This window comes from Sphingomonas sp. YR710 (assembly GCF_900101455.1).
Classification (GTDB): Bacteria; Pseudomonadota; Alphaproteobacteria; order Sphingomonadales; family Sphingomonadaceae; genus Rhizorhabdus.
On sequence record NZ_FMZJ01000010.1, the window covers coordinates 39,836 to 55,227 of the forward strand.

A 15,392-nucleotide genomic window follows, 5' to 3' on the forward strand; every position below is an offset into this window, starting at 1 on the left:
ACATGGGTTATCGTGTCGTCGTCGCGGGTGCCACCGGCAATGTGGGCCGCGAAATGCTGAACATCCTGGCCGAACGCGAATTTCCGATCGACGAGATCGCCTGCATCGCATCCTCGCGCAGCCAGGGGCTTCAGGTCGAATTTGGCGATACCGGCAAGATGCTGAAGGTCCAGAATATCGAGCATTTCGATTTCGCAGGCTGGGACATGGCCTTGTTCGCGATCGGCTCCGACGCCACCAAGATCTATGCGCCCAAGGCGGCGGCGGCCGGCTGCACGGTGATCGACAACAGCTCGCTCTACCGGATGGACCCGGACGTGCCGCTGATCGTGCCCGAGGTGAACCCCGAGGCGATCGACGGCTACCGGAAGAAGAATATCATCGCGAACCCCAATTGCTCGACCGCGCAGATGGTAGTGGCGCTCAAGCCGATCCACGATGCCGCGACGATCAAGCGCGTGGTGGTTTCGACCTATCAATCGGTATCCGGCGCGGGCAAGGCGGGTATGGATGAACTGTTCGAGCAGAGCCGCAACATCTTCGTCGGCGATCCGGCCGAGCCCAAGAAGTTCACCAAGCAGATCGCGTTCAACGTGATCCCGCACATCGATGTCTTCCTCGACGACGGTTTCACCAAGGAAGAGTGGAAGATGGTCGTCGAGACCAAGAAGATCCTCGATCCGAAGATCAAGGTGGTCGCTACCTGCGTGCGCGTCCCCGTGTTCGTCGGCCATTCGGAGGCGATCAACATCGAGATGGAGCGCGAGCTTTCGGCGGAGGACGCGCAGAAGATCCTGCGCGAGGCGCCGGGCATCATGCTCGTCGACAAGCGTGAGGACGGCGGATATGTGACGCCGGTCGAATGCGTCGGCGATTTCGCGACCTATGTCAGCCGTGTCCGCGAGGATCCGACCGTCGAGAACGGTCTGGTCCTGTGGTGCGTGTCGGACAACCTCCGCAAGGGCGCCGCGCTGAACGCGGTGCAGATTGCCGAACTGCTTGGCCGGCGGCACCTCAAGAAGGCATGATTGGCAGGGGCCAAGATAAGGCCTCTGTCGCTTTTCCGATGATCCCTTCATTGTCACTCCGGCGCTGGTTGCGCCGGGGTGGCGACAGAGGAATCGGGCATGCCGGACGTATTGCATCTGCTGACATTCGGGCTGGTTGCACTGGGCATGGTGCTCACGCCCGGCCCGAACATGATCTACCTGATCTCACGATCGATCTGCCAGGGGCCGACGGCGGGGCTGATCTCGCTCGGTGGCGTGGCGATCGGCTTCGTTGTCTATATGCTCTGCGCCTCGTTCGGTATCACCGCGCTGATGATGGCGGTGCCCTTCGCGTATGACGCGCTGCGCTTCGGCGGGGCTCTCTATCTGCTGTGGCTGGCCTGGGCTGCGGTCAAGCCCGGCGGCCGGTCGCCGTTTCAGGTGAGGGATCTTCCCGTCGACCCGCCCCGCAAGCTTCTGCTGATGGGCTTTGCCACCAACATGCTCAATCCCAAGGCGGCGATGCTGTATCTGTCGCTGCTGCCCCAGTTTATCGATCCGGCGCGCGGACATGTGCTCGGCCAGTCGATCGCGCTCGGCAGCCTGCAGATCCTGATCAGCCTGTCGGTCAACGCGATGATCGCGATTGCGGCGGGATCGATCGCAGGCTTTCTTGCGCAACGGCCGACATGGATCCTCGTGCAGCGTTATCTGATGGGAACGGTGCTGGCCGGGCTTGCGATCCGCATGGCGACAGAGGCGCGGCGTTGATGGGGTATCGGAGGACGACAGGATGATGATGACCGGCGGCTGCCAATGCGGTCGCATCCGCTACACCGCCGAGATCGCATCGTCGGAAGCCTATCTGTGCCATTGCCGGATGTGCCAGCGCGCTACCGGCGGCGTGTCGATCGCCTTCGTCAATCTGAAGAAGTCTGCGGTGAGCTGGCAGCAGGAGCCGGAATATTTTCACAGTTCGCCGATCGCGCGGCGGCCTTTCTGCTCGGCATGCGGAACCCCGCTCGGCTTCGAATATCCCGATAGTGCAAATTGCGATCTTACCGTCGGCAGTTTCGACGAGCCCGGCTATTTCGTTCCCGCACATCATTTTGGTGTCGAAAGCCTTCACGAAGCCTGGATCGACACGAATGGCCTGCCGCGCTACCGAACAGACGATAATGCCCCGACCGTCGAACGCTGGATGACCAAAGTTGGCAAACTCCCCGACTGACCTGACAACCCATTTTTTCGAGGCCTCTCATGGTGGCCGGCTGGCCTGGCACGAAACGGGCAGCGGCCGGCCGGTAGTGCTGATCCATGGCCTGTTTTCCAACGCGCAGACCAACTGGATCAAATATGGCCATGCCGCCAAACTGGCGGCCCGTGGCCGGAGGGTGATCATGCCTGATCTGCGCGCGCACGGCCAAAGCGCGCGGTCGCACGATTCCGCGGATTATCCGGCGGATATCCTGGCCGACGACGGGCTCGCGCTGATCGGGCATCTCGGGTTTGCGCCGGGCGATTTCGATCTGGGGGGCTATTCGCTCGGCGGACGGACGACCGCGCGAATGCTCGCGCGCGGTGTGCAGCCGGGGCGCGTGATGCTCGCGGGTATGGGGCTTGAAGGATTGCTCGATCTCGGCAGCCGTGCGTCCTTCTTTCGCAAGGTTCTGGAGGATCGCGGGAGCCATATCAAATTCTCGAGCGAATGGATGGCGGAGGCGTTCCTGAAGACGACGGGAGGGGATGCCGAGGCGCTGCTTCTGCTGATGGATTGCTTCCCTGCGATTCCGCGATCGGTGCTTGAACAATTTACCATGCCGATCCTCGTGCTGAGCGGCCGGGAGGATAAGGATAATGGCTCGGCCGCGGCGCTTGCCGACAGCCTGCCCGATGCCAGGCTGGTCGAGGTGCCTGGCAATCACATGAGCGCCGTCACCCTGCCCGATTTCGGAAATGCGGTCGCCGATTGGTTTGGATCGATATAATAGCTCAATATTGATACGGTTTTCGTGGCGCCGGATATAGCTGTGAATCACCGCTGAAACGTTGCAAAAACGCGGCGATTCAAAATTGCATATATTTAATCGACTATATCGCAAAACCTGTAGGGATATTATCGATTTTCGAGAATCGAACGACTTTTACCCCACGATATCTTTGGTATGGCGCCAAATGACAAAGTTCTTCAAGTAACATTTCGGTGTGTGATCCTGAATGCGAAGCGGGCCAAAGACGGAACCGTTGCCCCAAGAGAATTCTGTTTCATAACGATACATCTTGGTCGATGAATTTCGCGATATTTCCGACTATGTCCGATTCAGCCTGTTCCATTACGATCAAATAGAGCGACTTTGGATTCTTTGCGCGATAACTCTTGCATTTTGATCAGTCACGCGGCAGGCCGTCGCAAATCAAAAAAACTGGCTGCGTGTTGGCGTCCGGATCATCGGGCGCGCGCGTGGGTAGATCTCTTTGGGGCCGGATGAACGCAGCTTTGGTTTACATCGTTGCCATGCAGTTCATCGCGCTGATGCTGGCTGCTATTCTGGCGATCGTTTGGCGGACCTATGAAAGGCCCCGCCACGCTTTGACGTGGGCGATCGCATTCGTCATTGCGGCCGTCGACCGGCTTCTCAATACAACATTGCGTATCTGGCAGCTTGATGACGCGCTTCTTTATGACATTGTTGCAGCGGTAGGCTGCCTGTTCAGTGCCTTGATTGCCGTTGGATTTGTCCAGCGGGCGAAACCTGGCGCGAGCAGCGGGCGCTTGGTTGCCAGGGCGGTGCTGGCTGTCGGCCTGGTCGCCTTCGTGACGTCGCTGTTTCCATATGGGCAAATCCATGATGGGATTTGGCTTTTGTTCGGAGGAACCATGCTTGCGATCAGCGCAGCGCAGGTCATCGGGCCAGTCCCTTCTTCCACGCTTCCGGAGCGTGCGACAGCCCGCATGCTGGCGTTGTTCGCTGTCGCCGACTTCGCGATGGCAGCGGTCGCATTCGGTGCGGCGCGGAACGGCGGGGCGGCAAGCGCCGAGCTTTACCGAACAGTGCTGGTCCTGCTCTATCCGCCGATATTTATCGGCGTAGGCCTGTTCGCGGTATTGCTGGTCGCGGCCGATCTTGCGGAGCGCATGCGGGCTTTGGCCGTGTCGGACCTGCTGACCGGCATTCCGAACCGCCGCGGCTTCGAAGAGGCTGCCGAACGGGCGATTCGCAACGCGCAGCGACAGAGACAGCCGTTGACGCTGGTCGTTAGCGACATCGATCGGTTCAAGGCGATCAACGATCGCTACGGGCATGTCGCGGGCGATCGCGCGATCCAGCATTTTGCACGCCGCCTGGAAAGGATCGTTCGCCGTGGGGATCTTATCGGCCGGATTGGCGGGGAAGAGTTCGCGCTGGTGCTGGTCAATACCGATTCGCTTGATGCGATGGAGGTCGTCGAACGTATCCGGAGCGATGTCGCGGCGGTAGCTGTCGAGGGGCCGGATCCGATTGTCATGACGGCAAGCTTTGGGGTCACCAACCTGCGGCCTGACGATGTGACGCTGGCCAATCTGTTCGCGCGGGCCGATCGTGCCTTATATCGCTCAAAAATTGAGGGTCGCGATCGCGTGACCTGCGCGGAGAAAATGGAGCTCGCAACGTCTCCTCACGGCAAGACGTGGGTCACCAGCGATCGGGGCTGATAGCAATCGTTCCGGGCGCCCCGGTCGATCGGCTCAGCGGAACGGCGGTTCATTGAACGCCCGCAACTTGCGGCTGTGAAGCCGGGCGCCTTCACCGCGCAGCAGATCGACGGCAGCGATGCCGATCTGCAGATGCTCGGCAATCGCTCGCTCGTAAAAGCGGTTCGCCTGGCCCGGCAGCTTGATTTCGCCATGGATCGGCTTGTCGGAAACGCACAGCAAAGTCCCGTACGGCACCCGGAAACGATAGCCTTGCGCGGCGAGGGTTGCCGATTCCATATCGATCGCCACCGCGCGGCTCTGGCTGAAGCGTAGCGCCGACGCGGTATAACGCAGTTCCCAGTTGCGATCGTCCGACGTCACCACTGTGCCGGTGCGCATCCGAAGTTTCAGTTGCTCGCGGCTTTCGCCCGATACGATTTCCGCGGCGTGAGTCAGCGCCTGCTGCACTTCGGCAATCGCCGGGATCGGAATTTCGGGGGGGAGCACCGCGTCGAGTACATGATCGTCACGCAGATAAGCGTGCGCCAGAACATAGTCGCCGATGCGCTGGCTTGGGCGCAGGCCACCGCAATGGCCGATCATCAGCCATGCAGCCGGCCGCATCACCGCGAGATGATCGGTGATCGTCTTGGCGTTGGACGGGCCGACGCCGATGTTGACCAGGGTGATGCCCGAATGATCGGGCGCGACCAGATGATAGGCTGGCATTTGATGCTTGCGCCAGGCGCTGTCGGCGATCGCGCGGGCCGGATCGGGATCGCCGGGATAGACTTCCAGCCCGCCGGCGCCGCTGAGCATCGTGTAGCGATTGTCGCCGTTCAACTGCTCGACCGCCCAGTTGACGAACTCGTCGACATAGCGGTGATAGTTGGTGAACAGGATATAATTCTGGGTGTGGCCGGCCGGCGTGCCTGTATAATGCCGCAGCCTTGCCAGGCTGAAATCCACCCGCTGGGCGTCGAACAGGGCGAGAGGGCGCGGCTCGTCGGCATTTTGCAGCCAGAGACCATCGGCGAGTTCATCGCCGATCTTGGCGAGATCGGTCGAGGGGAAGATGCGCGACAGTTCGGCGGGGGCGGCCCCGGTCAGATCGAGATCCTCGCCGGCGTCGAGGACGAAATTATAGGGAATTTCCTGATTGCTTGGTCCGACGTCGACGCTGACCCCGAAATCGTCGACCAGCATGTCGATCTGCTGCGCCAGATAGTTGCCGAACAGCGCCGGCTGCGTCACGCTGATCGCGTAATTTCCGGGCGATGACAGTCGGCCATAAGCCCGGCCGAGCGGCCCTGGATCATTGAGCCCATCATAAGACAGGCGGATTTCGGGATAGGTGAACGCTCCATCGCTGCGCAGCCCGGCATCGGGGCGCTCGCCGCTCTGGATGTAGCGCGTAAGAGCGGCGCGCAGACGCGAAACCGACTGCCGATAGAGAATGTCGAGCTGCTCGACGATCTGAACGCTATAGGTTGATGCCATCCAAGCTCCTTCGAAGCGCGTGAATCGGCCGCATTTTGTGGCTTTGGGCGGTGATCGGCAAGGGCGTTCGATATTTTAAGTTTTTATCACCGTTACCAGCCTGTTCCCCCACCCGGCCAGCCAACGGCAGTATCATACAGGTGGCCGGGTGGGGGAGCGGGCGGGTACGGCCCCGACGTCAGTCGGACATTAGAGTTGACCCAGCAGATAGTCAGCCGTGCTCACCCGATATTCGCCGGGTGCCTCAACGTTGAGCTGCTCGATAATCCCGTCGCGCACGAGCATCGAAAAACGCTTGCCGCGACGGCCCATCCCGAAGCCTGAGCCGTCCATTTCCAGCCCCATCGCCCTTGCGAATTCGCCATTTCCGTCGGCGAGCATCGTCACCTTGCCCGCGGCACCTGCGGATTTGCCCCATGCATCCATCACGAACACATCATTTACCGCCGTGCAGACAATCTCATCCACGCCCTTGGCGCGCAGCGCGTCGGCCTGCTCGACAAAGCCCGGCAGATGTTTGGCGGAACAGGTCGGCGTGAAGGCGCCGGGAACCGAAAACAGGGCGATCGTGCGGCCTGCGAACAGATCGGTGGTGCTGATCTTTTCGGGGCCGTCGTCGGTGGGCTTGACGAAGGTGCTGTCGGGAACGCGCGCGCCGGTGGTGATCGTCATGGTCATATCCTTGCCGGTTTGATGAAAGGGTATCGAACGAATATTTCAAACGCGATCGCGAAAGCGGATCAAGGGGCCCGCCAATCGCGGTGCAATCCGCATCATCCATATAGCCAGTCGCCAGCGCAGGCTGTGCTTGCGGATATCGGCATTGTGCAGCAACGCGATTCCGTCATCGACCGCGCCATCGCGGATCTTGCGGATGCCGCGTTCGATTTCGAGCAGCCGGGCGGAATGCAGTGTCATTTCGTTGGCAGCGGCCTGTTCGGGTCGGCCCGCGAGCCTTTGCGCCGCGCGCTCGAACACCGTCATCGCCGATTGATGCATCACCAGATTGTTGCTCGACATCTGTCCCGGCCGGCGGCGGTAGCGCGCCAGCGGCTCTGCGACATAGGCCAGTTCCCAGCCCGCCTCGAGCAGGCGCAGCCAGGCATCCAGATCCTCCACCGATTTCAGCGTGGGATCGAAGCCGCCGATCGCGAGAATCGCCTCCCTGCGGATCGTCGTGCAGATGAAGACATTGAACTCGCGCCGTAACACCCGTTCCAGGGTGGCAGGCTGCTGCTGCGCACAATAAGCCGAAAAGCGCTCGCCGACGCGATCATGGCCGAAATAGGTGGCATCGCAGGATGCAAAGCCGATCTTCGGCGACGCTTCGATCGCGGCGATCATTTTCGAGATATAGCCGGGCTGATAGGCATCGTCGCCATCGAGCAGCGAGATCAAAGGTGCACGCGCCTGCGCGATCGCCCGATTGCGCGCGGTCGGCAAACCGCCATTGTCGGTCTGCATGAAGCGTATCCGGGGTTCGCCCGAATAAGGCGCGACAGCATCGGCGATGCGCGCATCGCCATCGTCGATGACGATGGCTTCCCAATCGTGCCGATCCTGCGCGAGCAGCGAATCGAGTGCGTCCGCGAGCATGCTGCCCACCCCATAAGCCGGGATGATCACCGATATGGCCGGCGTCTTTTCTACTGTCGATTGCGTCCCCATCGCGGACGACTATAATTCGCTGCCATGGAAGCGCCAGCCTCTCTCAGCGGACAATATCTGCTTGCGATGCCGGGCATCGGCGATCCGCGCTTCGAAAAGGCGGTTATTGCCATGTGCGCGCATGATGCCAATGGCGCGCTCGGTGTCGGCGTGAGCCGCATCATGCCGAAAATCACGCTGCACGGTCTGCTTGATCAGGTCGGCATCGATCCCGGTGCTGCGCCGGATTGTGCGATTCATGTCGGCGGTCCGGTTGAACCGCAGCGCGGTTTTGTCCTGCATACGCCCGATTGGGCTGGAGGCGACACGCTCAAGGTGGACACACGCTGGGGCCTCACCAGCACGCTCGATGTCCTGCGAGACATTGCCGCGGGCAAGGGGCCGCGCCGTTGGCTGGTTGCGCTCGGTTATGCCGGCTGGGGGGAAGGCCAGCTCGATGGAGAGATGCGGCGCCACGGTTGGCTGGCCGCGGCCGGGGACGATGCGCTGATGTTCGAGCATCCTGCGCCGCAGCGCTGGGATCTGGCCTTTCGATCGGCCGGCATCGATCCACGCCTGCTTTCGCACGCCAGCGGCCGTGCGTAGCCTTGTGCACGCCCTGGATGTGCACTGAGATACATTTCAATGTAAAATCAATATATTATAGAACATTAACCATGAACGTTGCGACATTTTAAACCCCCGAATCGCATGGTTGCCGTGTCTGCCGGTGGGACGGCCTGAACGGGGGCGAATATGGGAAATAAGGGGGTTGCGGCGATCTGTGCCGCATTGCTGGTGGCGACGCCGGCGCAGTCGGCCTGTTGGTCGACCAACAGCAGGTCAGCTGCGCGGATTCGCGACCTGCAGACATTTCTGATGGTCGAAACGTTGCGTTGCCAGGTGATGGGCTTCGACCTGACCAGCGAATATAACGTGTTTCTGCGCGCGAACCGTACCATGCTCGGTGCTGCCAACACCAATCTGAAGAGTTTTTTCATCACCGCGGATGGCCCGGTCTTCGGCCAGCAGAGCTATGATCGGTTCACCACCACGCTCGCCAATGCCTATGGCGCGGGACACACCAACGCCGAAACCTGCCAGAGCGCACGGGATATCGCGCATGAGGCCGCGATGATGGATAATAATGAAGAAGGCCTTCTGATGATAGCCGAGCGCCAGGGGCTGATGCCGCGGCTACCGGGCGGCGTGTGCGGACAGGAGACAATGGCGGTGGCGGGCCCTCGCTGAGCGGCGGTGGGCAGGCGTTTTCGAAACCTCTAACGCTTCGTTAAATGATATAAAGATATCTTTATATTTGCATTTCCGTGTTGCTGTGGTTATGCGCAGGGCATCATGCCGATCGGCCCATCGCCGATTGGTCGTCGCTGCCCGAGGAGATGCACGTGGCCACTGCTGCCGTTCTGAACGAAAAAGATTATGTCGTGGCCGATTTGTCGCTGGCTGAATATGGCCGCCGCGAAATCGAAATCGCCGAAACAGAAATGCCGGGCCTGATGGCGCTGCGCAAGGAATTCGGTGCGTCGCAGCCGCTCAAGGGCGCGCGCATCACCGGCTCGTTGCACATGACGATTCAGACCGCCGTGCTGATCGAAACATTGGTCGATCTTGGTGCCGACGTTCGCTGGGCGACCTGCAACATCTTCTCGACCCAGGACCATGCCGCGGCTGCGATCGCCGCGCGCGGTATCCCCGTCTTCGCGATCAAGGGTGAGAGCCTCGCCGATTATTGGGATTATGTCGGTCGCATCTTCGATTGGGGCGATACCACCACAAACATGATTCTCGACGACGGCGGCGACGCGACGATGTTCGCCTTGTGGGGCGCCAAGCTCGAAGCCGGCGCCACCCTGGGTGAGCCGGAAAATGAAGAGGAAGTCGAATTCCAGCGCGCGCTGAAGGCATTCCTCAAGGAGAAGCCCGGCTACCTCACCGAGTCGGTCCGCGCGATCAAGGGCGTGTCGGAAGAGACCACCACCGGCGTGCACCGTCTCTATGAGATCGCCAAGAAGGGCGAACTGCCGTTCCCGGCGATCAACGTCAACGATTCGGTCACCAAGTCGAAGTTCGACAACCTCTATGGCTGCAAGGAATCGCTGGTCGACGCGATTCGCCGCGCGACCGACGTGATGCTGGCCGGCAAGGTCGCCACCGTGTGCGGTTTCGGCGACGTCGGCAAGGGTTCGGCGGCATCGCTGCGCCAGGGCGGCGCCCGCGTGCTCGTCACCGAAGTCGATCCGATCTGCGCGCTGCAGGCGGCTATGGAAGGCTATGAGGTCATCACGATGGAGGAAGCGGTCACCCGCTCCGATATCTTCGTGACCGCGACCGGCAATGCCGACGTGATCACCGCCGAGCATATGAAGGCGATGAAGCCGATGGCGATCGTCTGCAACATCGGCCATTTCGACAGCGAGATCCAGATCGCGGCGCTCAGCAACTACAAGTGGATCGAGATCAAGCCGGGCACCGACATCGTCGAATTCCCGGACGGCAAGCAGATCATCGTCCTCGCCAAGGGCCGCCTGGTCAATCTCGGCTGCGCCACCGGCCATCCGAGCTTCGTGATGTCGTCGAGCTTCACCAATCAGGTGTTGGCGCAGATCGAACTGTTCACCAAGCCGGGCCAGTATAAGAACGAAGTGTTCGTCCTGCCGAAGCATCTCGACGAGAAGGTCGCGGCACTGCACCTCGACAAGCTCGGCGTGAAGCTCACCAAGCTGACCCCGAAGCAGGCCGCCTATATCGGCGTCACCACTGAGGGGCCGTTCAAGCCGGATCATTATCGCTACTGATCGGGGGTAGCGGCGGCACGAAAAGGCCGCCCCTGTTTTCCAAATAAACGCAGGCAGCCCGCCATCGACGGTGGGCTGCCTGTTCTATTTGATCGTGCCCGGACCGTTTATGCGGAAAAGCGGTTCCCTCTTGTCCGAACCATGTTCTAAGAACCTTGGCATGCAGGGGCAGGGTGCGCACAGTTTGATGGGTCCGGAGCGGGCGCCATGACCCGGATGATCCAGATCGAGCCGGTGGCAGGGATCATCATCGCGGCGATCATGGCTTTGTGGCTGGGCGCCGCGGTCGTGGCGGTTATCCTAGGCCTGCGTCGCGAGCAGGTGGCCAAGGCGCGGGCAAATGAGGTTCGGCGCCAGGCCGCGTTGCTGGAGAGCGCCCCGGCGCTGCCGATGTTCGTCAGCGCCGACGGGAAGATAAGGGGCAGTCCAAGGATCGCCGATTGGCTTGGGCTGGACGCGGTCCCGGCGACGGTCAGCGATCTCGGCGGTACGGCATCCGGCGGCATTACCGTCGTCGATGCCGAGGGGCTGATGGCCGATATCGCGGCCGCGCAGCAAGGCGGGCGGCCCTTTGCGCGTTTGCTGCACCTCTCCGGCACCGAGCGAACCTTGCTCGCGCGCGGCCGCCCTACCCCGCCTGAACTGAGCGAAGGCGTGCTGATCTGGTTGCTGGATCAGACAGAGAGCGAACTGAATCTGGCCGCACTCTCGACGGAAGCGGAACGGGTCAGCGATGCGCTGGACTCCTGCCTCGCGTTGATCGAGGCGGCACCTTTCCCGATGTGGCACCGCGGGCCCGATCTCAAGCTCGCGCTGGTCAATTCGGCTTATGTCGCGGCGGTGGAGGGAGGCAGCGCGCAGCAGGTCGTCACCCGCGGAATCGAGTTGATCGATGCTGCTGAGGGGCGCAGCCCGCAGGCGACCGCGCAACATGCGCGCGACAATGGGCGCATATCGACCCATGTCGTGCCGGTGACGCTGTCGGGGCAGCGTCGAACGATGCGCATCGTCGATGTGCCGATGGGCCAGCACGGCGTGGCGGGCTATGCCGTCGACATTCAGGAACTCGAGCAGATCCGCGGCGAGCTCGATCATTTTCAGACGGCGCAACGCGAATTGTTCGATCGCCTGTCAGCTGGCGTGGCGCAATTTTCGTCGGATCGGGCGCTGGTGTTCCACAATGCCAATTTCCTGCGTCTGTTCGCGATGAAGCCCGAGTGGCTGACCGATGCACCCGAATTCGATCGGGTGCTCGAACGGATGCGCGATACACGCAGCCTACCCGAAAGCCGCGATTTCCCGGGGTGGAAGGCGGAAAAGCGCGCCTGGTTCCATTCGGTTGATGCGATCGAGGAGAATTGGCCGCTGCCGGGTGGCCGGCATCTTCGCGTTGTCGGGCAGCCGCTGCCCAATGGCGGCCTGCTGCTGCTGTTCGAGGATCGCACCGAACAGATCCAGCTCACCAGTGCGCGCGACACGCTGCTGCGCGTCCGCACCGCGACGTTCGACAACCTGTTCGAGGCGATCGGTGTCTTTGCCGCCGACGGCCGTCTCCATAGCTGGAATACCAGGTTCCGAGAAATCTGGGGCCTGAACGAGGCCGATCTCGCCGGCAATCTGCGTGTCGATGCCCTGGTCGAGCTGGTGGGATCACACCTCGCCGATCCCTCGCATGCCCAGCTTATTCGCGATTTTGTTCGGATCGCCACAGTCGATCGCCAACAGCGCATGGGGCATATGGTGCTGGCGGATGGCCGGCAGTTCGATTTTGCGGCGGTGCCGATGCCCGACGGCAATGCACTGTTCACGCTGCTCGACGTGACCGCCAGCCGTGGCATCGAGGAGGCGCTGCGCGAGCGGGCGGAAGCGCTGGAGGAAGCCGACAAGCTGAAGACCGCCTTCGTCGCCAATATGAGTTACGAGCTGCGCGTACCGCTGACCTCGATCGCCGGTTTCGCCGAATTGCTTGACGGCGGTTACGCGGGAATATTGCCGGAAACGGCGGGTGAATATGTGAAGGCGATATTGACGTCGGTGGGGCGGCTCGGATCGCTGATCGAAGATGTTCTCGATTTGACGCAGGGCGCCGCCGGTAATCTTCCGCTGGCAGAGGAACATGTCGATATCGGCGAGCTGTTGCATGCCGCCGTGCTGAAGGCCGCCGACGCCGCCACCGCCAGGCGATTGACGCTCGCCGTGGATATTCAGCCGGACATAGGGCTGATGCGCGGTGATCCGCGCCGGCTCCGCCAGATCGTCGATCATGTTCTGGCAAATGCGATTAGCCATACCGACGCGCATGGCCGGGTCGAATTGCATGCAAGCGCTGAAGGCGATGCCGTCTCCTGGACGATATCGGACAATGGCAGTGGTATCCCTGATGATCAGCGCGCGCGCATCTTCGATCATTATCCGACTATGGATGCCGCTGAGGTGACGGACCGTGCCGTGATCGGTATCGGCCTTCCGCTTACCCGGCAACTGGTCGAGGCGCATGGTGGCACGATTGCTCTGAATAGCGAGGTGGATAAGGGTACGACGATCCATATCCGTTTCCATCGCCGGCTTGATGTCCACGGTTTTTGATGACCGCGCAGCCAATGCTCCTCTTTGGCGCGGCGGAGACCGAGGCAGTGGGCGCGGCGCTGGCCGCCTGCGTGCGGGCAGGCGATGTGATCGCCTTGTTCGGCGATCTGGGCGCCGGCAAGACGACATTGGCGCGGGGGCTGATCCGCGCGCTCGGCTTTGCGGGGGACGTTCCCAGCCCGACCTTTCCGATCGTCGTCGCTTATGATCCGCCGGACGTCTCCCTGTCTTTCATGCACGCCGATCTGTATCGCATCGACGATCCCGACGATGCCGAGGAACTGGGTCTGGACGATGCACGCGCGCATGGTGTGTTGCTGATCGAATGGCCCGAGCGGCTGGGCGCCCGACTGTGGCCCGATGCGCTCGTCCTGCGGATCGAACGCGATGGCGACGATCGACGGCGCTTGACTTGGGAAATGCCCGCGGCATGGGAGGGGCGATGGCCACCCAGATGATTCCGCCCGCCGCGGCGCCCGCCTTCCTTGCCGCCGCCGGCTGGCCGGATGCGGACATCGTTCCGCTCGCTGGCGATGCCAGCTTCCGCCGCTATTTCCGCATCCGTCGCGATGGACGGACGGCGGTGCTGATGGATGCACCCCCCGAACATGAGGATAGCCGACCGTTCCTCAAGGTGGCACGCCACCTCTCGGATATCGGATTTCGTGCGCCGCGCGTCCTGGCCGAGGATCTGGGTGCCGGCCTGATCCTGCTCGAGGATTTCGGCGACGCGCGCATGAAGGAGGTCATCGAGGGCCGCCCCGCGGCCGAGGCGGAGATCTATGCGCAGGCGATCGATCTGCTCGTCGATCTGCACGCCGCCGCCGCTGGCGATCTGCCGTCCTATGACATGGCGGTCTATCAACGCGAAGCCGGCCTGTTTCCCGAATGGTACGCGCCCGCAGTCGGCCTTGCGGTCGATACGCCGTCCTACGAACAGGCCTGGGCCGCGGTGCTGGCGCCGATCGCGGATGACCGGTCGGTTTCGGTGCTGCGCGATTATCATGCCGAAAATATCATGCTGCTGGGCGATGCGACGCTCGGCCTGCTCGACTTCCAGGACGCGCTGGCCGGGCATCCCGGCTATGATCTTGTGTCGCTGCTGCAGGACGCTCGGCGCGATGTGGCACCCGAACTCGAGGCGGCTATGATCAATCGTTACGCCGCCCGCCGGCCGTTCGACATGGCCGCTTATGCGGTGCTCGGCGCGCAGCGCAACGCGAAGATCCTGGGCATCTTCACCCGTCTGTGGAAGCGCGACGGCAAGCCGCGTTACCTTCGGTTTCAGCCGCGGGTCTGGGCTTATCTGGAGCGCGATCTCGCGCATCCGGCGCTGGCGCCGGTGGCTGCCTGGTTCGATCGCAACATACCGGTGGCCGCACGCGCCGCCGCCTGGGAAAAGCTGCCCGCATGAGCCGATATGCCAAGCCCTTGTCGCTGCGCCCCAACCCCGGCAACCCGCCGGTCGGCACCGCGATGGTGCTCGCCGCCGGTCTCGGCAAGCGCATGCGCCCGCTGACCGCCACCCGCCCCAAGCCGTTGGTGGAGGTGGCGGGGCAATCGCTGCTCGATCACGTGCTCGATCGGCTTCGCGCGGCCGGCATACCGCGGGTGATCGTCAACGTCCATTATCTCGCCGACGCGCTGGAGGCGCATCTCAAGCGCAAGGCAAAGGATCTCGATATCGCGATTTCGGACGAGCGCAGCCTGCTGCTCGAAACCGGTGGCGGGGTTGCGAAGGCGCTGCCGCTGATCGGCGACGATCCCTTCCTGGTCGCGAACAGCGATAATCTGTGGGTCGACGGGCCGGTCGACGCGATCCGCCTGCTTGCCAATCGCTGGGACGATGCGGCGATGGACGCATTGCTGCTGATGATCCCGCTCGCCCGCGCCAATTGCCATAAGGGCCAGGGCGATTTCCACATGGATCCCAGCGGGGTCATCGCGCGCCGGCGCCCGGGCAAGGTTGCGCCGTTTGTTTTCACCGGCGTGCAGCTCGTGTCGCGACGGCTGTTCGCCGATGCGCCGGAGGGGCCCTTTTCGTTCAACCTGCTCTGGGATCGCGCGATCGCGGCCGGCCGGGCGTTCGGGGTCGTCCATCAGGGATTGTGGTTCGATGTCGGTACGCCGCCGGCGATCGCGCAGACCGAAGCCTTGCTGAGCTACGGATAATATCCC

Annotated in this window: 15 protein-coding genes; 12 read left to right on the forward strand and 3 right to left on the reverse strand. The window is 62.2% G+C overall.

Annotated elements, in window-relative coordinates; translation table 11 throughout:
* The first annotated feature begins 2 nt into the window (after nt 1-2).
* The 5 genes from BLS13_RS12815 to BLS13_RS12835 all read left to right on the forward strand — a co-directional run bounded on the left by BLS13_RS12815 (nt 3) and on the right by BLS13_RS12835 (nt 4,683).
* Nucleotides 3-1,028: an aspartate-semialdehyde dehydrogenase gene (locus BLS13_RS12815; RefSeq protein ID WP_093452642.1), complete on the forward strand. Its 1,026-nt coding sequence runs from the start codon at nt 3-5 to the stop codon at nt 1,026-1,028.
* Between the two features lie 99 nt (nt 1,029-1,127).
* Complete coding sequence (locus BLS13_RS12820) at nt 1,128-1,760, forward strand: LysE family translocator (RefSeq protein WP_093452644.1); 633 nt, start codon at nt 1,128-1,130, stop codon at nt 1,758-1,760.
* Between the two features lie 25 nt (nt 1,761-1,785).
* Complete coding sequence (locus BLS13_RS12825; RefSeq protein ID WP_371128205.1) at nt 1,786-2,220, forward strand: GFA family protein; 435 nt, start codon at nt 1,786-1,788, stop codon at nt 2,218-2,220.
* Nucleotides 2,201-2,977, forward strand: a complete 777-nt coding sequence (locus BLS13_RS12830) for an alpha/beta fold hydrolase (protein ID WP_093452647.1) — start codon at nt 2,201-2,203, stop codon at nt 2,975-2,977. Before BLS13_RS12825 ends, BLS13_RS12830 begins: the two co-directional genes overlap by 20 nt.
* Before the next feature lie 473 nt (nt 2,978-3,450).
* Nucleotides 3,451-4,683, forward strand: coding sequence for a GGDEF domain-containing protein (locus BLS13_RS12835; protein ID WP_256325857.1), 1,233 nt, complete (start codon nt 3,451-3,453; stop codon nt 4,681-4,683).
* 33 nt (nt 4,684-4,716) lie between these two features.
* Here BLS13_RS12835 and BLS13_RS12840 read toward each other — a convergent pair whose 3' ends face one another.
* The 3 genes from BLS13_RS12840 to BLS13_RS12850 form a co-directional block, all read right to left on the reverse strand.
* Nucleotides 4,717-6,165: an AMP nucleosidase gene (locus tag BLS13_RS12840; protein WP_093452650.1), complete on the reverse strand. Its 1,449-nt coding sequence runs from the start codon at nt 6,163-6,165 to the stop codon at nt 4,717-4,719.
* A 189-nt stretch (nt 6,166-6,354) separates the two neighbouring features.
* Entirely contained in the window at nt 6,355-6,837 is a 483-nt protein-coding gene (locus BLS13_RS12845; RefSeq protein WP_093452651.1) for a peroxiredoxin, read from the reverse strand.
* Between the two features lie 45 nt (nt 6,838-6,882).
* Nucleotides 6,883-7,833, reverse strand: coding sequence for a glycosyltransferase family A protein (locus BLS13_RS12850; RefSeq protein ID WP_093452653.1), 951 nt, complete (start codon nt 7,831-7,833; stop codon nt 6,883-6,885).
* A 24-nt stretch (nt 7,834-7,857) separates the two neighbouring features.
* Here BLS13_RS12850 and BLS13_RS12855 point away from each other — a divergent pair, with 24 nt between their 5' ends.
* The 7 genes from BLS13_RS12855 to BLS13_RS12885 all read left to right on the forward strand — a co-directional run bounded on the left by BLS13_RS12855 (nt 7,858) and on the right by BLS13_RS12885 (nt 15,386).
* A complete protein-coding gene (locus tag BLS13_RS12855) occupies nt 7,858-8,418 on the forward strand; it encodes a YqgE/AlgH family protein (protein WP_093452654.1) in 561 nt (186 codons plus the stop codon).
* A gap of 150 nt (nt 8,419-8,568) precedes the next feature.
* Nucleotides 8,569-9,063: a hypothetical protein gene (locus BLS13_RS12860; RefSeq protein WP_093452656.1), complete on the forward strand. Its 495-nt coding sequence runs from the start codon at nt 8,569-8,571 to the stop codon at nt 9,061-9,063.
* A 149-nt stretch (nt 9,064-9,212) separates the two neighbouring features.
* Entirely contained in the window at nt 9,213-10,628 is a 1,416-nt protein-coding gene (gene ahcY / locus BLS13_RS12865) for an adenosylhomocysteinase (protein WP_093452825.1), read from the forward strand.
* A gap of 207 nt (nt 10,629-10,835) precedes the next feature.
* Nucleotides 10,836-13,214 (forward strand): PAS domain-containing sensor histidine kinase, encoded by a 2,379-nt coding sequence (locus tag BLS13_RS12870; protein ID WP_093452657.1) that lies wholly within the window; start codon nt 10,836-10,838, stop codon nt 13,212-13,214.
* Entirely contained in the window at nt 13,214-13,672 is a 459-nt protein-coding gene (gene tsaE, locus BLS13_RS12875) for a tRNA (adenosine(37)-N6)-threonylcarbamoyltransferase complex ATPase subunit type 1 TsaE (RefSeq protein ID WP_093452659.1), read from the forward strand. The genes BLS13_RS12870 and tsaE overlap by 1 nt, the downstream gene beginning before the upstream one ends.
* A complete protein-coding gene (locus tag BLS13_RS12880; protein ID WP_093452827.1) occupies nt 13,669-14,628 on the forward strand; it encodes an aminoglycoside phosphotransferase family protein in 960 nt (319 codons plus the stop codon). Before tsaE ends, BLS13_RS12880 begins: the two co-directional genes overlap by 4 nt.
* Nucleotides 14,625-15,386 (forward strand): nucleotidyltransferase family protein, encoded by a 762-nt coding sequence (locus BLS13_RS12885; RefSeq protein WP_093452660.1) that lies wholly within the window; start codon nt 14,625-14,627, stop codon nt 15,384-15,386. The genes BLS13_RS12880 and BLS13_RS12885 overlap by 4 nt, the downstream gene beginning before the upstream one ends.
* The last annotated feature ends 6 nt before the right edge of the window (nt 15,387-15,392 follow it).